This window comes from Kitasatospora sp. NPDC057512, from assembly GCF_042802135.1.
GTDB lineage: Bacteria > Actinomycetota > Actinomycetes > Streptomycetales > Streptomycetaceae > Kitasatospora.
Window position 1 is genome coordinate 1 of the sequence record NZ_JBHVET010000058.1, and the last position, 20,221, is coordinate 20,221.

General features: G+C 73.9%; 16 protein-coding genes. 11 read left to right on the plus strand and 5 right to left on the minus strand.

Annotated features, from left to right (window positions below; translation table 11 throughout):
- Positions 1–84: 84 nt before the first annotated feature.
- Positions 85–300 carry a heavy-metal-associated domain-containing protein gene (locus ACFU6K_RS06795; RefSeq protein ID WP_380661303.1) on the minus strand — a complete coding sequence of 72 codons (216 nt, stop codon included), beginning with the start codon at positions 298–300 and terminating at the stop codon, positions 85–87.
- 324 nt (positions 301–624) lie between these two features.
- On the opposite strand from ACFU6K_RS06795, the gene ACFU6K_RS06800 reads away from it, so the two are divergent.
- The 3 genes from ACFU6K_RS06800 to ACFU6K_RS06810 all read left to right on the plus strand — a co-directional run bounded on the left by ACFU6K_RS06800 (position 625) and on the right by ACFU6K_RS06810 (position 3,167).
- Positions 625–1,323 (plus strand): hemerythrin domain-containing protein, encoded by a 699-nt coding sequence (locus ACFU6K_RS06800; RefSeq protein WP_380661304.1) that lies wholly within the window; start codon positions 625–627, stop codon positions 1,321–1,323.
- Complete coding sequence (locus ACFU6K_RS06805) at positions 1,320–2,030, plus strand: DUF3152 domain-containing protein (RefSeq protein WP_380661305.1); 711 nt, start codon at positions 1,320–1,322, stop codon at positions 2,028–2,030. The genes ACFU6K_RS06800 and ACFU6K_RS06805 overlap by 4 nt, the downstream gene beginning before the upstream one ends.
- A 198-nt stretch (positions 2,031–2,228) precedes the next feature.
- Positions 2,229–3,167 carry a glutaminase gene (locus ACFU6K_RS06810; RefSeq protein WP_380661306.1) on the plus strand — a complete coding sequence of 313 codons (939 nt, stop codon included), beginning with the start codon at positions 2,229–2,231 and terminating at the stop codon, positions 3,165–3,167.
- A gap of 103 nt (positions 3,168–3,270) precedes the next feature.
- On the opposite strand, the gene glmS is transcribed toward ACFU6K_RS06810, so the two are convergent.
- Together glmS and ACFU6K_RS06820 are read right to left on the minus strand one after the other, a co-directional pair.
- A complete protein-coding gene (glmS, locus tag ACFU6K_RS06815) occupies positions 3,271–5,097 on the minus strand; it encodes a glutamine--fructose-6-phosphate transaminase (isomerizing) (protein WP_380661307.1) in 1,827 nt (608 codons plus the stop codon).
- A 118-nt stretch (positions 5,098–5,215) separates the two neighbouring features.
- The gene (locus ACFU6K_RS06820; RefSeq protein ID WP_049651654.1) at positions 5,216–5,491 is read right to left on the minus strand and encodes a hypothetical protein; all 276 of its coding nucleotides are present in this window, start codon (positions 5,489–5,491) and stop codon (positions 5,216–5,218) included.
- A gap of 216 nt (positions 5,492–5,707) precedes the next feature.
- Between ACFU6K_RS06820 and asnB the strand changes: the two genes are divergently transcribed.
- The 4 genes from asnB (at position 5,708) to ACFU6K_RS06840 (ending at position 11,091) form a co-directional block, all read left to right on the plus strand.
- Positions 5,708–7,558: an asparagine synthase (glutamine-hydrolyzing) gene (asnB, locus tag ACFU6K_RS06825; protein WP_380661309.1), complete on the plus strand. Its 1,851-nt coding sequence runs from the start codon at positions 5,708–5,710 to the stop codon at positions 7,556–7,558.
- A 243-nt stretch (positions 7,559–7,801) separates the two neighbouring features.
- Positions 7,802–8,920 carry a hypothetical protein gene (locus ACFU6K_RS06830; RefSeq protein WP_380661310.1) on the plus strand — a complete coding sequence of 373 codons (1,119 nt, stop codon included), beginning with the start codon at positions 7,802–7,804 and terminating at the stop codon, positions 8,918–8,920.
- 139 nt (positions 8,921–9,059) lie between these two features.
- A complete protein-coding gene (locus ACFU6K_RS06835) occupies positions 9,060–10,514 on the plus strand; it encodes a pyridoxal phosphate-dependent decarboxylase family protein (RefSeq protein WP_380661311.1) in 1,455 nt (484 codons plus the stop codon).
- 124 nt (positions 10,515–10,638) lie between these two features.
- On the plus strand, positions 10,639–11,091 hold the full coding sequence (locus ACFU6K_RS06840; protein ID WP_380661312.1) for a hypothetical protein: 453 nt from the start codon (positions 10,639–10,641) through the stop codon (positions 11,089–11,091).
- A 79-nt stretch (positions 11,092–11,170) separates the two neighbouring features.
- On the opposite strand, the gene ACFU6K_RS06845 is transcribed toward ACFU6K_RS06840, so the two are convergent.
- The gene (locus ACFU6K_RS06845) at positions 11,171–11,386 is read right to left on the minus strand and encodes a hypothetical protein (protein ID WP_380661313.1); all 216 of its coding nucleotides are present in this window, start codon (positions 11,384–11,386) and stop codon (positions 11,171–11,173) included.
- Positions 11,387–11,500: 114 nt separating this feature from the next.
- Positions 11,501–15,514 (minus strand): amino acid adenylation domain-containing protein, encoded by a 4,014-nt coding sequence (locus ACFU6K_RS06850; protein ID WP_380661314.1) that lies wholly within the window; start codon positions 15,512–15,514, stop codon positions 11,501–11,503.
- A 275-nt stretch (positions 15,515–15,789) separates the two neighbouring features.
- On the opposite strand from ACFU6K_RS06850, the gene ACFU6K_RS06855 reads away from it, so the two are divergent.
- The 4 genes from ACFU6K_RS06855 (at position 15,790) to ACFU6K_RS06870 (ending at position 20,186) form a co-directional block, all read left to right on the plus strand.
- Positions 15,790–16,488: a GNAT family N-acetyltransferase gene (locus tag ACFU6K_RS06855; RefSeq protein WP_380661315.1), complete on the plus strand. Its 699-nt coding sequence runs from the start codon at positions 15,790–15,792 to the stop codon at positions 16,486–16,488.
- A 282-nt stretch (positions 16,489–16,770) separates the two neighbouring features.
- The gene (locus ACFU6K_RS06860; protein WP_049656207.1) at positions 16,771–18,033 is read left to right on the plus strand and encodes a MurT ligase domain-containing protein; all 1,263 of its coding nucleotides are present in this window, start codon (positions 16,771–16,773) and stop codon (positions 18,031–18,033) included.
- A 46-nt stretch (positions 18,034–18,079) separates the two neighbouring features.
- A complete protein-coding gene (locus ACFU6K_RS06865; protein ID WP_380661316.1) occupies positions 18,080–18,808 on the plus strand; it encodes a type 1 glutamine amidotransferase in 729 nt (242 codons plus the stop codon).
- Between the two features lie 352 nt (positions 18,809–19,160).
- Positions 19,161–20,186, plus strand: a complete 1,026-nt coding sequence (locus ACFU6K_RS06870) for a 6-phosphofructokinase (protein WP_380661317.1) — start codon at positions 19,161–19,163, stop codon at positions 20,184–20,186.
- Positions 20,187–20,221 lie beyond the last annotated feature (35 nt).

The window sequence follows — 20,221 nt, forward strand, 5'->3', positions numbered from 1 at the left end:
ACAGTCGACGGGCCCCGCGCCCCTTGAACCGCGCCCAGCCCCCGCTCCCCCCGGACCACCCCCGGCCCCGCCCCCGGACCGCCCTCAGGCCCGCCCGACGAAGGTGAACCCGGCCCCGTCGACGACGCGGCGGACCAGGCCCTCGTCCAGCGGCTGCGCGGAGGCCACGGTGACCCGGCCGCTCGGCGCGTCGGCACTGACGTCGGTGACGCCGGGCAGGACGGCGAGCCCGGCGCTGACCGTCTTCTCGCAGTGGCCGCAGCTCATGCCGTCGACGGTGAAAACAGCGGTGGTGGACATGACGGCGCCTCCGGTGGCAGCTCGCTCGGGACAGGTCCGACCCGGACGGATCGGCCCGCCCTACGACACCCGAATCGGACGGCACCGCCCAGGGACACGCCGCCGGGGTGACACCATCGAGCGGTTCCGGGAACCACCCGGGCCTCCCGTCCGACAGGGGCCCGCACCGTGGCGCAGGCCACCGCCCGAACCACGAAGGCGCCCTGAACCGCCGCCGCACCCCGCCCCGTTCCTCCAGGTACCACCCTCTCGCACGGCCGGGCGACGGCCCGGTCGCCGATCGGCCGCCCCGGCCCGCCGATCCCGTCCTGGAGCACTTCCGCCATGTCCACCCTGGCCCCGATCCACGCCCGACCGGACACCACCGCCCTGCTGATGGCCCACGCCGCCCTGCGCGGCGAGTTCGCCCGCCTCGCCGAGGCCTGCCGCGCGCCCGGCGCGGAGGCGCTGCGGGCCGGGATCGCCGCCCACGTCGCGCTGATGCTGGACCTCCTGCACGTCCACCACGAGGCCGAGGAGGACGTGCTGCTGCCCGCGCTCTCCGGGGCGGCGCCGCACCTCCGGCCGGGACTCGCCGGTCTGGCGGCGCGACGCGCGGCCCTGGCCGTGCCGGTCGCCCGGGTCCGGGTCGGCCTCACCGGCCCTCTGGACCGGCTGGCCCCTCCCCTGGAACAGTTGGCCGAAGCCGTCCGCACGCACCTGGACGCGCAGGAGGAGCTCTGCGTGGACGCGATCCGCACCCTCCTGCCGCTGTCCGCCTGGGAGCGCTTCGACGAGGCCAGGAGGTGGCGCGTCCCGCCCGCCCTGAGGTCCCGTGCCGCCGGGGTCGTGCTGTCGTACGGCAGCCCGGAGCAGCTCGCGCGGGTGCGCGCCACCGACTCCCCGCTGCCGGACCTGCCCGCCTTCCGGGCCCTCCGAGCCTTCAGGGCCGTCCGCCACCACCTCCGATCGCCACTCGCCGCCCACCACCGGCGGATGCGCGGCGTCTACGGCCACCTGGCCGCGGCGGGAGCGGGCCGGTGAGCGGGCCGGTGAGCGCGCCCGCGCGGCTGCGCCGCTGGAAGCCCCGGCACGCTCTGCCCGCCCTCGCGCTGGTCGCGGCGCTGACCGCCGGGCTGCTCTGGTGGCAGCCGTGGAGCGGCGGGGACCGTGACCGGCTGGCGTTCACCACCGCGCCGGGCGGCTCCGCCCGCTTCGGCACCGGCGAGCACCTGTACCGCTACAAGGTGCGGGTGGAGGACGGGATCGCGGAGAGCCCGGCGCAGTTCGCCGCAGAGGTGGACGCGGTCCTCGGCGACGTCCGGCACGGCTGGGCGGCCGGCGGCACGGCCTCGTTCCAGCGGATGCCCGCCGACCCGGTGGACTTCACCGTCTACCTGGCCACCCCGAAGTCCACCGACCGGATCTGCGGCCAGTACGGGCTGGACACCGGCGGCTGGGTGAACTGCGGCGTCACCCACCAGGTGGTCGTCAACCTCACCCGCTGGACCGAGTTGTCCGAGTTCTACCAGGGCAGGCCCGAGCAGTACCACGCGCTGGCCGTCAACCACGAGGTCGGCCACATCCTCGGCAACGGCCACGTCGACTGCCCCGGCCCGGGCGCCCCGGCGCCGGTGATGATGCAGCAGATCAAGGGGCTGCACGGCTGCGTCCCCAACGGCTGGCCGTACTCGGACACCGGCACCCTGCTCACCGGTCCGCCCGTCCAGGCCCCCACCAACGCCCCGTAGCCGGCCCGCACGGCGCCTCGCGCCGCCGAGCGGCACCACCCGGCACCGACGGCCTCACGACACCGCGCGGGGCGAACCACCCACCCCCCTCCCGACCCACCCGCCCGAAACACGGATAATCCTGGTCGGACCGGACGCACCCGCACCGCGCGCCCGGTCCCGGTCGTGTTCCCAGTCGGTGCCGGTGGAGGAGAAGCGTTGAACGGTGTGCCCGGCGGGGAGTTCCTGGACTGGCCGGTCCTGCTGGAGGCCGCCGAGGCGGCCGCCCGGGCGACCACGGGCCGGGGCCGGGTCGCCGACTACATCCCGGCCCTCGCCACCGCCGACCCGGAGGCCTTCGGCATGGCCGTCGCCACCGTCGAGGGGGAGCTGCACGGTGTCGGGGACTGGCAGCGGCCGTTCTCCGTCCAGAGCGTCTCGAAGCTGTTCTCGCTCGCCCTCGCGGTGGCCTACGGCGGCGACACGCTCTGGCAGGGCGTCGGCCGCGAGCCGTCCGGCAACCCGTTCAACTCCCTGGTGCAGCTGGAGACCGAGCACGGCATCCCGCGCAACCCATTCATCAACGCGGGCGCCCTGGTGGTCACCGACCGCCTCCACACCATGACCGGCGACGCCTCGGGCGCGGTACGGGAGTTCCTGCGCCGCGAGTCCGGCAACCCGCTGCTCGACACCGACCCGGTGGTCGCCGCCTCCGAGGCCGAGCACGGCCACCGCAACGCCGCGCTGGCCCACTTCATCGCCAGCCACGGCAACCTGGAGAACCCGGTCGAGACCGTCCTGGAGCACTACTACGCCCACTGCGCCGTCGCGACCAGCTGCCGCGACCTGGTGCTGGCCGGCTCCTTCCTCGCCCGGTACGGCGTGCGCGCCGACGGCACCCGGCTGCTGTCCCGCAGCGAGACCAAGCGGATCAACGCCGTGCTGCTCACCTGCGGCACCTACGACGCCGCCGGCGAGTTCGCGTTCCGCGTGGGCCTTCCCGGCAAGAGCGGCGTCGGCGGCGGCATCCTCGCGATACTCCCCGGCCGCGCCGCCGTCTGCGCCTGGGGTCCGCGCCTGGACCAGGCCGGCAACTCCGTCGCCGCGGTCGCCGCCCTGGACACCCTGACCACCCTCTCCGGCTGCTCGGTCTTCTGACCCGCGGACAGCGGGACGCGGGCCCCGGCCGTCCGCACAGCGACCGGGACCCGCGGGTCCGTGACGAGCGCCCTCCTCCCCCGGGAACGCCCTCCCCGGGGGACTACTCCACCGTCACGCTCTTCGCGAGGTTGCGCGGCTTGTCCACGTCCCGCCCCAGCGCGACGGCTGCGTGGTAGGCGAGCAACTGGAGCGGGATGTTGAGCAGCAGCGGGTCCAGCTCGGGCTCGCTCTTGGGCACCAGGATGCAGTGGTCCGCGAGCTTCTCCTCCGGCCGACGGTGGCCGACGGCGATGACCCGCCCGGAGCGGGCCTTGATCTCGCCCAGCGTGGTGAGGTTCTTGTCCAGCAGCTCGTCGTCCGGAACCAGTGCCACGGTGGGCAGTTCGGGGCTGATCAGCGCCAGCGGGCCGTGCTTGAGCTCGCTCGCCGGGTAGGCCTCGGCGTGCACGTAGGAGATCTCCTTGAGCTTCTGCGCGCCCTCGCGGGCCACCGGGTAGCCGCGGACCCGGCCGATGAACATCATGCCCGCGGAGTCGGCGTACTCGGCGGCGAGGCCGGCGATGGCCTCGCTCTGCTCCAGCACCTCGCGGATCTGGTCGGGCAGCGCCTGGAGCGCCGAAACGATCCGGCGCCCGTCGGCGGGCGACAGGTCGTGGATGCGCCCGAAGTGCAGGGCGAGCAGCGCGAAGGCGACCACGGTGGAGGTGAACGCCTTGGTGGAGGCGACCGAGACCTCCGGACCGGCGTGCAGGTAGATACCGCCGTCACACTCTCGGGCGATAGCACTGCCCACCGTGTTGACGACGCCGAGCACCCGGCCGCCCTTGCGCTTGACCTCCTGGACGGCGGCCAGCGTGTCGTAGGTCTCGCCGGACTGGCTGACCGCGACGTACAGGGTGTCCGCCTCGATCACCGGGTTCCGGTAGCGGAACTCGGAGGCCGGCTCGCTGTGCGCGGGGATCCGGGCCAGCTCCTCGATCAGCTGCGCGCCCATCTCGCCCGCGTAGTAGGCCGATCCGCAGCCGAGGATCTTCACCCGGCGGATCTCGCGCAGCTCCCGGGCGTCCAGGTTGAGGCCGCCGAGGTGCGCGGTGGCGAAGCGCTCGTCGAGCCGGCCGCTCAGGGTGCGCTCGACCGAGCCGGGCTGCTCGTGGATCTCCTTGAGCAGGAAGTGCTCGAAGCCGCCGGTGTCGTAGGAGTCGACCTCCCAGTCCACGGTGGACGGCTGGCGGTGCGTGGTGCGGGCGTCCTCGGTGAAGGTGCGGAAGCCGTCGGCCCGGACGGTGGCCAGCTCGCCGTCCTCCAGGTGGACGACCTGGCGGGTGTAGCGGACCAGCGCGGAGACGTCCGAGGCGGCGAACATCTCCTTCTCGCCGATGCCCAGCACGATCGGGCTGCCGTTGCGGGCGACCACGATCCGGTCCGGCCGCTCGGCGTCGAGCACCGCGATGCCGTAGGTGCCGACCACCCGGCCGAGCGCGGCCCGCACCGCGTCCTCCAGCTCGACGCCCTCGGCCACGTTCGCGGCGATCAGGTGGGCGAGCACCTCGGTGTCGGTCTCGGAGCGGAACACCGCGCCGTCGGCGGTGAGCTTGGCGCGCAGCTCGTCGGCGTTCTCGATGATGCCGTTGTGGACGACGGCGATCCGCTCGGCGTTGTCCAGGTGCGGGTGCGCGTTGGCGTCACTGGGGACGCCGTGGGTGGCCCAGCGGGTGTGGCCGATGCCGGTGGTGCCCTTGAACCGGGCCGGCACGGCCGCGGCCAGGTCGGCGACCCGGCCCTTCACCTTGCGGAGCTTGATCCCGCCGCTGCGCCCGGTGACGGCGACACCGGCCGAGTCGTAACCGCGGTACTCCAGCCGCGCCAGCCCCTCCAGCAGGAAGGGGGTCGCGTCCTTGGGGCCGATGTAGGCCACGATTCCGCACATGCGTGGTCTCCTCTTCGAAGTCTTCGGAAGGTCGGGAACGAGGGCAGTCAGCCCGCTGAGGGGCCGTGAGCGCGATGAGGGCGGTGAGCGCGGTGAGGGCGACGGGCGCTCGGCCGCCTCAGCCGTAGACGATCCGCCGCAGCTGGCGGGCCGAGAGCTCCGGCGCCGAGACCCTGCGCTGCGGCAGTTCCTCGGTGAGCCGGGCGAAGATCCGCTCGTTGGTCAGACCGCGTGCCTGGAGCTCGGTGTGGCGGCGGCGCACGTACTCCTCGGTGCTCTCGGAGAAGTACGCCAGCACCTCCGCCACGACCCGCGCCGCCTCCCGGGGCCCGAGCGGGCTGGTCCGGGTGAGGTGGGCGAGGAGGTCTTCGTGGGGGTGGGGTGAGCTCGGCACGAGTGTGGAGCCTAGGTCGGCCCGGCCGCCGAAGCCAAAGTTTCTGCCCGAAATCGGGCAGACATTACGACTTTCAGACCACATTCACGACTCCTTCACATTCGGCCGTCGAACGGCCACCCGTTCGCCCCCGTTCCCGAAAGCCCCTTGAAGCGGCGCCAACTCCGCACGTAGCGTGACCCCCTGAACACGAAGCGGAAGACCGGAGGCTTGCTGATGTGCGGGATCACCGGATGGGTCGCGTTCGAGCGCGACCTCACCGCCGAACGGGGGGTCATCGACGCGATGACGGCCACCCAGGCCCGCCGCGGCCCGGACGCCGGCGGCGTCCACCTGGAGCCGCACGCCGCGCTCGGACACCGCCGGCTCGCGGTGATCGACATCGCGGGCGGCGTCCAACCGATGACGGTCGAGCACGACGGCCGGACGCTGGCCGTGCTCACCTACAGCGGCGAGGTCTACAACCACCGCGAACTGCGCGCGGACCTGGAGGCGGCCGGGCACCGCTTCCGCACCCGCAGCGACACCGAGGTCGTGCTGCGCGCCTACCTGGAGTGGGGCGAGCACCTGGCCGAACGGCTCAACGGCATGTTCGCCTTCGCGGTCTGGGACGTCCGGCGCGAGGAGCTGCTGCTGGTCCGCGACCGGATGGGCGTCAAACCCCTGTACTACCACCGCACCCCGGACGGCGTGGTCTTCGGCTCCGAGGTCAAGGCCCTGTTCGCCCACCCCGCCGTCCGCCCGGTGGTGGACCTGGACGGGCTGCGCGAACTGCTCGGCTACGCCCGCACCCCGGGGCTCACCCCGTACCGGGACATCCACGAGGTCCGGCCCGGGCACGTCGTGCGGGTGCGCCGCGAGGGCCTCTCGGTCCGCCGCTACTGGGCGCTGGAGGCGCGCGAGCACCGCGACAGCCTGGAGGCCACCGTCGCCACCGTCCGGGCCCTGCTGGACGACATCGTGCACCGCCAGCTGGAGGCGGACGTCCCGCTCTGCTCGCTGCTCTCCGGCGGCCTGGACTCCAGCGCCGTCACCGCCCTGGCCGCCCGGACCCTGGGCGCCGCCGGGGCCGGCCCGGTGCGCTCCTTCTCGGTCGGCTTCGCCGGGCAGAGCGAGACCTTCAACGCCAACGACGTCCGGCAGACCCAGGACGGCCCGTTCGCCCGGCTGCTGGCCGACCACGTCGGCGCCAACCACAGCGTCGTCGAGCTGGACGCGGCCGACCTGACGGACCCGGCCCGGCGCTCCGTCGTGCTGCGCGCCCGCGACCTGCCCAACGGCGTCGGCGACATGGACACCTCGCTGCTGCTGCTCTTCCGGGGCGTGCGCCGCCACTCCACCGTCGCGCTGTCCGGAGAGTCCGCGGACGAGCTCTTCGGCGGCTACCGCTGGTTCCACGACCCGGCCACCATCGCCGTCGAGGACTTCCCCTGGGCGCTCGGCCTCACCGGCATCGCCGGCGGCGGAGCCACCCCGCGCGAGTACCTCCTGGACGCCGAACTGCTCCGCAAGCTCGACCTGGACGGCTACCGCAGGGCCCGCTACCGGGAGGCGGTCGCCGAGGTCCCGCACCTGCCGGAGGCGGATCCGCTGGAACGGCGGATGCGCGAGATCTCGTACCTCAACCTGACCCGCTTCGTCTGCATCCTGCTCGACCGCAAGGACCGGATGAGCATGGCCAACGGCCTGGAGGTGCGGGTGCCGTTCTGCGACCACCGGCTGGTCCAGTACGTCTTCAACGCCCCGTGGGCGATGAAGTCCTTCGACGGGCGGGAGAAGAGCCTGCTGCGCGCCGCCGTCCGGGACGTGCTGCCGGCCGCGGTCGCCGAGCGGGCGAAGAGCCCGTACCCGGTCACCACCGACCCGCACTACCCGGCGAAGCTGCGCGCCGAACTGGCCCGGCTGGCCGTCGAGCGCACCTCCCCCGCCCTGGACCTGCTCGACCGGCGGCGCCTCACCGACGCGCTCGCCCCGGACACCGACCCGCAGTCCGTCCGGCTGGCCGTCGACCTCGCACTGGACTTCGACGCCTGGCTGACGGAGTACCGGGTGACGCTGGAGCTGTGAGCGCCGGGGCCCCGAGCGAGTGTGGGGCGCGGGTGCCGCCACCCGAACGGCGCACCCGGCGGCGCCCGCGCCCCCATACTCCGTCCGGGTGATTGTGCGGAACCATCCCGCCGGGCCCGGAGGTCCCACGGTGCGATAGCGTCGCCGACACCTCCCGAATGGCGGGCGAAATCGCGGCTTACCGCTCACGTGCCGTCAGGATGGGAGCGAAACGTTCACCTCGATCCGCCGGGGGATCCCCTCATGCAGCCGCGAGTCTTCGCGATTCTCACCGCCCTGCTCCTGGGCGTCCTGGGCCTGGGGTCGGTGGCCGTCACCGACTGGTCGCCCGCGGCGGCCACCGCGTCCCTGACCGCCGTCACCCCCGGGGCCCCCGCCGCCGGCGCCCGGCCGGCCTCGGCCGGCCCCGCGAGCGCCACCCCGACCGGCGACCCCGCCGTGTGGACCCGCTCCACGCTGCGCAACAAGATGATGGCCGAGATGGACGCCACCGACCCCGGCGTCGCCCTGGCCGACCTCGACAAGATCACCAAGGAGAAGCCGTACACCGTGCGCTTCTGCCACCCGATCGCGCACGAGCTCGGCCACGCGGCGGTCAAGCGCTTCAACGCCGACTTCCAGAAGGTCATCTCCTTCCCGCACGAGACCTGCGCGGCCGGCTACCTGCACGGCGCGGTCGAGGAGATGCTCAACGCCTCCACCCAGCCCGAGACGGACCTGCTCAAGCTCTGCGCGCCCAAGAACACCGGGCCCTGCATCCACGGCGTCGGCCACGGCACCATGTTCGTCGCCAAGCAGGACGTCGCCAAGGCGCGCGACCTGTGCAACAAGTTCCCCTCCGACCAGAACCGGATCCGCTGCTCCGAGGGCCTGTTCATGCAGCTCTTCGGCCCGGACGAGGAGGACGAGCAGGCCAAGGCCAACCTGCCCGCCGACAAGCTCGCCCAGGACCCGCTCTACCCGTGCAAGGACCAGCCGTCGCTGTTCCAGTCCGCCTGCTTCTTCTACGCCCCGACCTTCTTCCTCTCCTCGCACGACTACCCGAACCACCCCGAGGTCTACGCCGAGGCCCTCAAGTGGTGCCTCAACGGCAAGGCCAGCGGCGGGGCGGTGGACTGCAGCCGCGGTGTCGGCTCGCGCACCATGAAGTACAACCTGGACCGCGAGGACTGGGCGTCCGAGCAGTGCGCCACCGCCGCCGACGGCTGGCAGCGCAAGGCCTGCGCCGAGGGCCTGGTCAGCTACTACACGGTCAACTACACCGACGGGGGCGCGGCCGGACGGCTCTGCGCCAAGATCACCAACAAGGAGATGCAGGGGTACTGCCGCTCGGCGAGCGGCCTGTCCAGCTCGCTGGACTGACGCCCCGGTCTCAGCAAGCAGGCCCGCACCGCACGGTGCGGGCCTGTCTGCGTAGGATCGCCCGATCATCACCTGATCCGGGTGCGCCAAGGACGCCGCGCCTCGCCCAGCCCGTCCCCCGGCCTCCCTGGAGCACGCCATGACCACCGAGGACTCCCCCGGCACCGACTTTCCCGAAGCCGACTTCCGCAGTGCCGCCCACGCCACCGCCGACCTCGTCTCCGACTACCTCGCCGAACTGCCCGGGCGCCCGGTCTGGCAGCCCATGGACGAGACCGCCCGCCGGGCCCTGCTCGACGCCCCGCTGCCCGCCGAGGGCCGCCCGCTCGACGAGCTGATCGGCACCATCGGACGGGACGTCCTGCCGTACCCGATGGGCAACGGCAACCCGCGCTTCTTCGGCTGGGTCAACTCCGCCCCCGCCCCGGCCGGGGTGCTCGCCACCCTCGCCGCCTCCGCGATGAACCCCAGCTCGGCCGGCGGCGACCACGCCGACGTCCACCTGGAGCGCGCCGTGGTCCGCTGGATAGCCGAACTGGTCGGCTTCCCGCACCCGGCCGGCGGCGGCCTGCTCACCTCCGGCACCTCGATGGCGACCATCGTCTGCCTCGCCGCCGCCCGCGACCGCGCCGCCCGGCGGGCCGGCCGGGACGTCCGCGAGGAGGGCCTGGCGGGCCTGCCGCCGCTGGTCGGCTACGTCACCGGCGAGACCCACTCCTGCGTCCGCAAGGCCGCCGAGCTGCTCGGCCTCGGCAGCCGGCAGCTGCGCACCGTGGCCACCGGCCCCGACGGCCGGCTGGACACCGCCGACCTGCGGGCGGCCGTCGAGCGCGACCGCGCGGCCGGTCTGCTGCCCTTCCTGGTGGTCGCCTCGGCCGGCACCGTCGGCGCCGGCGCGGTGGACGAGTTCGGCCCGATCGCCGACCTCTGCGAGGAGCAGGGCCTCTGGCTGCACGTGGACGGCGCGTACGGCGCCTTCGGCCGCCTCGACCCGGTCATCGCCCACCGCTACGCCGGCCTGGAGCGCGCCGACTCGCTCGCCCTCGACCCGCACAAGTGGCTCGGCGTCCCGGTCGACTGCGGCTGCGCGCTGGTCCGCGACACCGAGGAGCTGCGCGGCACCTTCAGCCTCGTCCCGTCCTACCTGCGCGACGATTCGGCCGGCGCGCTCGGCTGGTTCTCCGAGTACGGCACCGAGCAGACCCGCCCCTTCCGGGCCCTCAAGGTCTGGGCCACCATCGCCCACAAGGGCCGGGCCGGACTCGCCCAGGACATCGCCAGGTGCACCGCACTGGCCCGCCGGCTCGGCGAATTCGTCGAAGCGGACGAGGAGTTGGAGCTGCTCGCCGAGGTGCAGACCTCGATCGTGGCGTTCCGCCACCGCGCCCCGGGCCGGGACGAAGCCTCCCGCGACGCCCTCAACCGCGACCTCCCCACCGCCGTCCAGCGGCGCGGCCGGGTCTTCGTCACCGGCGCCCGCCTGGGCGGCGCCGAGCTGCTCCGCGCCTGCCTCCTCAACGCCGCCACGACCGAGACCGACCTCCACCTCCTGCTCGCCGAGGTCAAGGCCGCGGCGCGCGACCTGCTCAAGTAGGGGACGCCGCCCGCCCTCCCGAATCGGCCCCGCGCGTTCCTCCCGTAACACCCCCGCGCGGACCGTAACCGGCCGGTCACGACGGATGCCCGACCGGGAAACACCGGTCGGGCACCGTGGTGGCATGGAGCATTCGAAGCCCTCTCCCCTCCGCGCCCCCGCCCACCCCGGTGCCCGCCGCACCCACCGCTGGCGCCGTGACACCGTCGAACTCGCCGCCGTCTTCCTCTCCGTCACGGCGGCCGACCTCATCGCCAAGATCGTGGTCCACGGCCCGGACGGCCCGGTCGTCGTGGCCGCCTCCGCGCTCGCCCTGCTCGCCACCGCCCTGCTCCACAGCTGGTGGTCACCGCACGCCCCGCCCCCGGTCGCGCTCTGGCGGGTGCGCACCACGGCCCTCGCCCACACCCGCACGACGCTCGCCGACCACCGGATCACCCTGCTCTCCGTCCACCCCCACCCCACCGCCGACGAGCTCTACCTCCACACCGAGCACCCGGTGACCCCGGCCGTCCTGACGACGCTGCTGACCGCCACCGGCCACACCCTCCAGGACGCGCCGACCCGCATCGCCTGAGCCGTAGCCGCGGGATCCGGCTCCGCCGGCGGCGGCCCGAGGAGGGCGGCCACCGCCGGCGGCGGATTCCCGGGAGGCGTCAGCCCTGGTCGGCCGGCTGCACGACGCACACGGCCTCGCCGAGCATCGGCCCGAAGCCGCCGAGCAGGGCGCCGAGCACCTGGTGGCAGGCGGCGGCCTCCTCGGGCGTCTTGGGGCCGTTGCTGTCGGCGGCGGCCGACTGGGCGAGGGCGAGCGGCAGGGCGAGCAGCAGGGCGCAACAGGCGGTGGCCAGTGCGGAGTTCTTCACGGACATCGGAAAGCCCCTTCGGAGGAGACGGGATCGGCGGAAAGCCGAGCCATCCCTATCCGAAGGGGCTCCCCCGCTCACGGACCCTGGGCCATCCGTGAGCGTGTCCACATCATCCGATCAGCGGCCCGGGAGCTTCCTGGGGCCCGTCCGTTCCACCTCCCGGATCGCGGCGGCCAGCTCGGCCACCCCGTGTTCCCGCAGCACCCCGTAGTGGTCGCCCGCCAGGTCGACCACGGTGGGCGGGGCCGCGGAGTAGCCGGTGCTGCCCTCGATGAAGGAGTAGTCGTCGCCCGCGGCCTTGAAGACGGTCACCGGCGCGTCCAGCCGCCGCTCGGCGAGCTCGCGGAAGCTGTACTCGAACTCGTAGGTCTCGCCGACGATCCCGGTGATCCGCCGGATCAGCTCCTCGTCCAGCTCCGGCAGCATCCGGTGCACCGAGGCGACGAAGGTCGGCTCGTCCACCGTCTCGGCCAGGCAGCGCTCCAGGTCGGGGCCGCTGATCCGGCCGGCGAACACCCCGAACAGGATGGTCAGGTACGCCGGGTTGGCGTACGAGGCCTCGCGGCCCCACGACCGGGCGTCGTCCTGGCGCACCTTCGGGTTGCCGGGGCAGATCAGCAGCAGCCGCTCCACCCGCTGCCCGGCCCGCTCCAGCTGCCAGGCCGCCTCGAAGGCGACCCGGGCGCCGAAGGAGAAGCCCCACAGCGTGTACGGCCCCCGCGGCTGCACCCGGCGCAGCTCGGCGACGTCGGCGGCGGCCATCTCCCGGATGGTCGGGTACGGCGTCTCGCCCGGATTGATGCCGTACGCCTGGACGCCGTAGAAGGCCCGGCCCGCACTCGCCTCCCGGCCGAGCGGCCGCAGGTTCATCGGGTAGCCGCCCAGTCCGGGCCAGCAGAACACCGCCCGGTCGGCCGCCCCCGGGTGCAGCGGCACCAGCCGGGAGGCCGCGCTCCCGCCGGCACCCCCTCCGACACCCTCGCCGCCCTCGCCGCAGGCCCGTTCGACGCGCGCGGCCAGATCGCCCAGCCGGGGGCACTCGAACAGCACCTGGAGCGGCAGCGCGACGCCGAACTCGCGGTTGATCCGGTGGACCAGGGCGACGGCGATCAGCGAGTTCCCGCCGACGGCGAAGAACTCGTCCGTCACCGACACCTGCTCGTACCCCAGCGCCCGCCCCCACGCCCCGGCCAGCCACCGCTCGTACCCGGTGGCGGGTGCGACGTACGCGCCGCGCACGTCGGCCGTGCGGACGGCCTCGGAGGCGGCCAGCGCCTTGAGGTCCACCTTGCCGTTCGCGGTGAGCGGCAGGGCGTCCATCACCAGCACCCGGTTGGGCAGCATGTAGTCGGGCAGCAGGGTGGCCAGTTGGTCCTTGATGAGCTCGGCCGGTCCCTTCATGTGGACGGTGTCCTCGTACATGCCCTCACTGCGGATCTGCTCCTCGCTCACCTTGCCTCCGAGGAAGAAGTAGGACGGTCCGGGGGTGATGCCGCGGCCGGCCAGGATCTCGTCGATGCGGCGCGAGGCGGGCAGCGGGTGGCCGGACTTGGAGCTGTAGCCGGAGGACATGAAGCCCAGGGCCAGGCCGTTGCGCTGGAGGCGGTGCAGCTCGGTGCCGAGCACGATGTACCGCAGCCACTCCTCCTCGGCGCGGCCGACGGCCGTGACGCCGAACGAGGCCCGGGCGTAGACGGCCTGGTTGATCGCGATCACGTGCCGGGACTCCACCACCTCCTCCGAGACGTGCGTCAACTCGCCGTCGGCGTACCGGTAGAGGCCGCCCGGCAGGCCGTCCACCCGGCCCTCGTGGGCCTGGACGTACAGTTCGGTGCCCTCGTCCCGCGCCGGGCCGCCGGCCCGGACGACCGCGAAGGCGCCCAGGTAGTGGTCCTCCTCGGCGACGTCCAGCCGGTCCTTGGCCGCCGGGTCGAGGCCGATCGGACGCACGTCCAGCCCGTACTCGGGCAGCACCTCCGCCAGGACGCCCAGCATGTGTCCGGTCTCGAACTCCAGCACCTCCCGGATGTTGTTCTTGTAGACCGGCTCGATGGCGCCGTGCTTCCCGGAGAAGTGCAGCGTCAGGTAGGCCCCGGCCGCAGGGCCCGGCCCCGCCTCCGCGGGGCCGATCCGGACCAGGACGTGCTCGACCGGGTGGTAGTAGTACAGCCCGGCCGCGAGCCCGTCCAGGCCGCCGGTCTCCAGGTACAGCTGGGTCGCGTACAGCGCGCCGGGCGAGGCGTAGGCGTACTTGGGCAGCAGCCGCTCCTCGCTGTGGAACTGGCCGAACCGCCGCAGGACGCGGCCGAGTTCGGGCAGGCTCAGCAGTTCCAGGTCGCGGCCGAAGGTGCCGGCCGGGCGCGGGGCGAGCAGCGCGGTGAGGTCGTCCCGGGTGACCGCGCCGCCGTCGTAGAAGCGGTAGCTCTTGCGGGCGAAGGCCTCCCGGCGCTGGGCCCCGGTCTCCTTCCGGCCGGGCAGCTCGACCCGCTCGCGGCCCGCCAGCCGGGCCCGGTCGCGCAGGCCCGGGTCGGACAGCTGGGCCTTGACCTGGAGCTTGCTGGCCTTGGACTGGTGGTGGCCGCCGTGGCTGCCCTGGTCCATCAGGGCGGCCTCGCGCGGGTTCAGCTCGACGCAGGCGACCAGGTTCGGGTGCCCGGTGCGGTCGTCCCCGGTGACGACCGCGGCCGAGCGGCGCACCCAGGTGTGCTCCTCGATCGCGCGGGCGATCTCGTCCAGCTCGACCCGGTACCCGCGCAGCTTGACCTGGTTGTCCACCCGGCCGGCGAACTGGAGGGTGCCGTCCGGGTTCCACCGCACCAGGTCGCCGGTGCGGTACAGCCGCTCGCCGGGGGCGAACGGGGAGCGGACGAACCGCTCCGCGGTCAGCTCCGGCCGGTTCAGGTAGCCGCGGGCCAGCTGGACGCCGCCGATGTACAGCTCGCCGACGCCGTCGGCGGCGACCGGCCGCAGCTCCTCGTCGAGGACGTGGCACTGGGTGTCGGCCACCGGTCGGCCGATCGGCACCGAGCCTGCGCCGTCGGCCGGATCGGCCGGGTCGACCAGGTGCCAGGTGGCGTTGATGGTGCACTCGGTCGGGCCGTACAGGTTGACCAGCGCGGCCCGCGGAAGGGCCTGGCCCAGGTCGCGGGCGAGCCGCCGGGAGAGCGCCTCGCCGCCGGAGAACACCCGGGTCAGGCCGGTGCAGCCGGCGAAGCCCTCGGTGTCCAGCAGCGCCCGGAGCAGGGTGGGCACGCACTGGAGCGCGGTCACCCCGTGCCTCCGGACGGCGGCGACCAGCGCCTCCGGGTCCCGGTAGAGGCCGGGCGTACCGGCCGCCACCCGGGCGCCGACGGCCGGGGCGAGGATCTCCCACTGCGCGGCGTCGAAGCTCATCGGGGTCTTCTGCAGCACGATGGTCCCGGGGTCGAGGTGCCCGGCGGAGTGCATCCAGCGCAGCTGGGAGACCACCGAGCGGTGCTCGATCATCACGCCCTTGGGGCGGCCGGTGCTGCCCGAGGTGTAGATCACATAGGCCAGCGACTCCGGCTCGACGGCCGCCTCGGGCGCCTCGGGCGCCTCCTCCGCCTCCTCCTCCGCCGCCTCCGGCAGCGGAGGGGCGTCCTCGAAGGTCTCGAAGGTGACGACCGCGGTCCCGGCCGGGACCAGCGCGGCCAGCCGCTCGCGCAGGTGCGCCTGGGTGAGCACGATCCGGGTGCCGCTGTCCTCGACCATGTAGCGGAGCCGGTCCTCGGGGTACTCGGGCGACAGCGGCAGGTAGCCGGCCCCGGCGTACAGCACGCCCCAGGCCCCGGCGACCAGCTCGACGGACGGCTCGACGTACAGGCCGACGCAGCCGTCCGGGACGGCGCCCAGGCGGCGCAGCCGCGCGGCCAGCCGGCGGGCGGTCCCGGCCAGCTCCTGGAAGGTGAGGCCGCCGCCCTCGCCGAGGACGGCCGGCGCGCCGGGCCGGGTGCGCGCCTGCCGGTCGAGCAGTCCGGTGAGCGCGGTGCCGACCGAAGCGCGGCGGGCGTGCGGGACGGCGGGGGTGCCGGTGGTGGTGGCGGTGGTGGTGGCGGTGGTGTCGGCGGTGGCGGTGGTGTCGGTGGTGGGGACGGACGGGGTGTCGCGCATGGAGACGGCCTTCGGTGCGTGGACGTACGGGGTGTGGCCTCCTGCTCACCAGGAGCACCGGGAACGCCATCCACCGTCGGCCGCCCGCTGTCCCACCCGCCTGAGGCACCGGTCGCGACCTGCGCCGATGCCGTCCCGGCCACCCGTGCGGCCGTCCCGGGCGGCGGCCCGCCCGGTCCCACCCCTGTCCCACGCCACCCGGCCGCGCCCCCGGACATTCGCGCGTTCACGATCACGTAACCGAACGGAAGCGCACCGTCGGTAGCGTCGGCGGCATGAAGGCATCACGCACTCGCCCCGAACGGCTCTGGCACCGGCCCTTCCGCAGGTCCGACCGCAGGTGCGCGGCGCCCGAGGGCCAGGCCACCCGGCTGCCCGCGCTCACCGGCGGCCCGTACCGGACCGTCCGGCCGCACCCGCCCGCCGTCCGCGCCGCCGGTCCGGCGCCGGAGGTCCCGTCCCGGCTGTCCCTGCCGGATGGGACCGGGCTGCTGCTGCGCCCGGCCGGGCCGGCCGACCGGGCGGCGGCGCTGGCGATGCACGGGCGCTGCTCCCCCGCCGCGCTGCGGCTGCGCTACCACGGCCCGGTCCGCGACGCCGGCCGCTACCTGGACCACCTGCTGGACCCGCGGCACGGCCGCAGCTACGCGGTGGCGGCCCCGGACGGGCGGATCCTCGCGCTCGGGCACCTGATGTGGGACGACGGCGAGGCCGAGCTGGCCGTCCTGGTCGAGGACGACTGGCAGCGGCACGGGCTGGGCGCGGCGCTGCTGCGGCGGCTGTCGGCGACGGCCCGGGCGGCCGGCGTCCGCACGGTGTACGCGGTGACCCACGGCGGCAACACCGGCCTGATCGCCGCGATGCGACGGCTGGACGCGCCGCTGGACTTCCAGGCCGAGGACGGCACCCTGGTGATCACCGCCACGCTGGCCGCCGGGGATCCGGCCGGCTGCGCCCACCATCCGGGCCGCTGATCATTTCTTCACCAGATCCTTACCCGGGCAGGTCGGGAACCCGACGGTGGTCGTCGAGCGTCGTCAAGCAGTAGGGGTTTGGAGCCGAACCCCTGGGGCTGCTCCGTACACCGCCCTCCCCGACAGGCCGTCAGCAGCACCCGCGAGCGCGTCGCAGCAGGCGGCACGGGGTCCGGATCGTCCGGTCGGGCGACGGAGTCGGTAGGCTGACCCCCGTCCCCGCCGCCCGACGGCCCGTTATTCGGCCACGGGTGGTGCCGCAGCAAGGAGGAACCACTGAGCATGGCAGGCACCGAATCGGAGCCCACAGGCGCACGCGACGCCTCGCTGCCGGCCCGCGCCAAGATCGCGGTGACCGCCGGCCGGGTCGCCGCCGCCGTGTCGCGCAAGGCCGGGCGCGGGAGCGGCTCGGTGATCGGCGGCAAGGTCGCCCTCAAGCTCGACCCCGACCTGCTCGCCACCCTCGCCGAGAACCTCGACGTCGTCCTGGTCAGCGCGACCAACGGCAAGACCACCACCACCCGCCTGATCGCCGAGGCGCTGCGCGCCGCCGGCCCGGTGGTCTCCAACGCCCTGGGCGCCAACATGCCCGCCGGCATCACCTCCGCCCTGGCCGGCGGCAACGACGCCCGCTTCGGCGTGATCGAGGTCGACGAGAAGTACCTGGCGATGGTCGCCCGCGACACCCGCCCCAAGGCGATCGCCCTGCTCAACCTCTCCCGCGACCAGCTCGACCGCGCCGCCGAGACCCGGATGATGGCCGAGAAGTGGCGCGAGGGCCTCCAGAACACCGAGGCCGTGGTCATCGCCAACGCCGACGACCCGCTGGTGACCTGGGCCGCCTCCTCCTGCAAGAAGGTGGTCTGGGTGGCCGCCGGACAGGCCTGGAAGGAGGACGCCTGGTCCTGCCCCGCCTGCGGCGGTGTGATGCAGCGCCCCGGCGACGACTGGTTCTGCCAGGACTGCGGCTTCCGCCGGCCCAACCCGCACTGGGCGCTCCAGGGCACCCACGTGATCGACCCGCAGCGCGGCGCCTGGCCGATCCAGCTCCAGCTGCCGGGCCGGGCCAACCTGGCCAACGCCACCAGCTCGGCCGCCGTCGCCGCCGTGTTCGGCGTCGCCCCGCAGGTCGCCCTGGAGCGGATGCGCTCGGTGGCCGCCGTGGCCGGCCGCTACGACGTGGTCCAGTACCAGGGCCGGGACATCCGCCTGCTGCTGGCCAAGAACCCGGCCGGCTGGCTGGAGACCTTCTCCCTGATCGACGGCCCGCCCGCCCCGGTGATCCTCTCCGTCAACGCCCTCGACGCCGACGGCACCGACACCTCCTGGCTGTGGGACGTCGACTACGAGCGCCTCGCCGGGCACCCGGTCTTCGTGATGGGCCAGCGCAAGCTGGACCTGGCCGTCCGCCTGGAGGTCGCCGGACTCCAGTTCCACGTGGTCGACACGCTGGAGCAGGCCGTCCGGATGGCCCCTCCCGGCCGGATCGAGGCCATCGCCAACTACACCGCCTTCCAGCAGCTGCGGAAGGTCGTGGCCGGCTGATGCCGCGCCCGCACACCAGTCTTTACGTGACGGAAGGCCTTCGAGGATGAGTGAGAGCAGCCTGCGCGTGGTCTGGGTCTACCCGGACCTGCTCAGCACCTACGGCGACCGGGGCAACGCCCTGGTCGTGGAGCGCCGGGCCCGCCAGCGCCACCTCAACGTGACCCGGATCGACGTCCGCTCCGACCAGGCGATCCCCACCAGCGGCGACATCTACCTGATCGGCGGCGGCGAGGACCGCCCGCAGCGCCTGGCCGCCGAGCGGCTGCGCGCCGACAGCGGCCTGGTGCGGGCCGCCGAGAACGGCGCGATCATCTTCGGCGTCTGCGCCGGCTTCCAGATCATGGGCCACGAGTTCATCAACGACCTCGGCGAGCGCGAGCCGGGCCTGGGCCTGCTCGACGTCTGGACCACCCGCGGCGAGGGCGCCCGCTGCGTCGGCGACGTGCTCGCCGACGTCGACCCCCGGCTCGGCCTGCCGCAGCTGACCGGCTTCGAGAACCACCAGGGCGTCACCCATCTCGGCCAGGGCGTGCAGCCCTTCGCCAACGTCAGCGTCGGCCGGGGCAACGGCACCGGTGATGGCACCGAGGGCGCCTGGCGGGACACCGTGTTCGGCACCTACCTGCACGGCCCGGTGCTGGCCCGCAACCCCGCCGTGGCCGACATGCTGCTCAAGCTGGCGCTGGACGTCGCCGCCCTGCCGCCGGCCGACACCACCTGGTACGACGCGCTGCGCGCCGAGCGCATCGCGGCCGCGACGCGCCCCCAGTAGTACATCCGTACGCCCCGGCCCGGGTGCCCGCCATGCGGTCACCCGGTCCGCGGGCGGCCCCGGACGTACCACAATGGGGCTGCCTACTGCACACCCTCCTCGGCAGCAGGCTGCAATTCCGCGCGGGGGCGCCGACGGCGCCGCTCCCGCGTCGGCTCCTGCCCGGCCGGACCAGGGGCCGTATGCTCGACTTCGCGGCCGTTTTCGGGCGTTCTGTCCGGATCGGCCGGTCCTTCACCCCACGGCCACCTCCCCGCCACCACGGCGCGGGAGCGCCCCGTTACGGTGACGGCTCGTCGTCCCAGCCTGTAGTCCGGCCGTTCCTCGGTTCTGCTCGGGAGTTGCAAAGCTAATGCGTATCGGAGTGCTGACCAGCGGCGGTGACTGCCCCGGCCTGAACGCGGTGATCCGTTCCGTGGTCCACCGGGGGGTGGTCGACCACGGCGACGAGATCATCGGGTTCGAGGACGGGTGGCGCGGTTTCCTTGAGGGCCACCACCGCCCCCTGACCCTGGACTCGGTGAGCGGCATCCTGGCCCAGGGCGGCACCATCCTCGGTTCCTCCCGGGTCCAGCCGAGCCACCTGCGGGACGGCGTCGAACGGGCCAAGAAGTACTGCTCCGACCTCGGCCTGGACGCGGTCATCCCGATCGGCGGCGAGGGCACCCTGAAGGCCGCCAAGCTGATGAGCGACGCGGGCCTGCCGATCGTCGGCGTGCCCAAGACCATCGACAACGACATCGCCGCCACCGACGTGACCTTCGGCTTCGACACCGCCGTCTCGGTCGCCACCGAGGCGCTGGACCGGCTGAAGACCACCGCCGAGTCCCACCAGCGCGTCATGGTCGTCGAGGTCATGGGCCGGCACACCGGCTGGATCGCGCTGAACGCGGGCATGGCCGCCGGCGCGCACGCCATCGTCGTCCCGGAGCGCCCGTTCCACATCGACAAGCTCACCGAGGTCGTCCGCGAGCGCTTCGACCGCCAGAAGAAGTTCGCCATCGTGGTCTGCGCCGAGGGCGCCAAGCCCGAGCCCGGCACCATGCACTGGGAGGAGGGCACCAAGGACATCTACGGCCACGAGCGGTTCACCGGCATCGCCACCCAGCTCTCCCGCGAACTGGAGCACCGCCTCGGCAAGGAGGCCCGCCCGGTGATCCTCGGCCACACCCAGCGCGGCGGCACCCCCACCGCCTACGACCGGGTGCTCGCCACCCGCTTCGGCTGGCACGCCGTCGAGGCCGTCCACAAGGGCGCCTTCGGGCACATCACCGCGCTGCAGGGCACCAACATCAACCTGGTGCCGCTGGCCGAGGCGGTCGCCGAGCTGAAGACCGTGCCGCAGGACCGCTACCTGGAGGCCGAGACGGTCCTCTGACCGCCCCCCCCCACCCCCGAGGCCCCCGCCCCCCC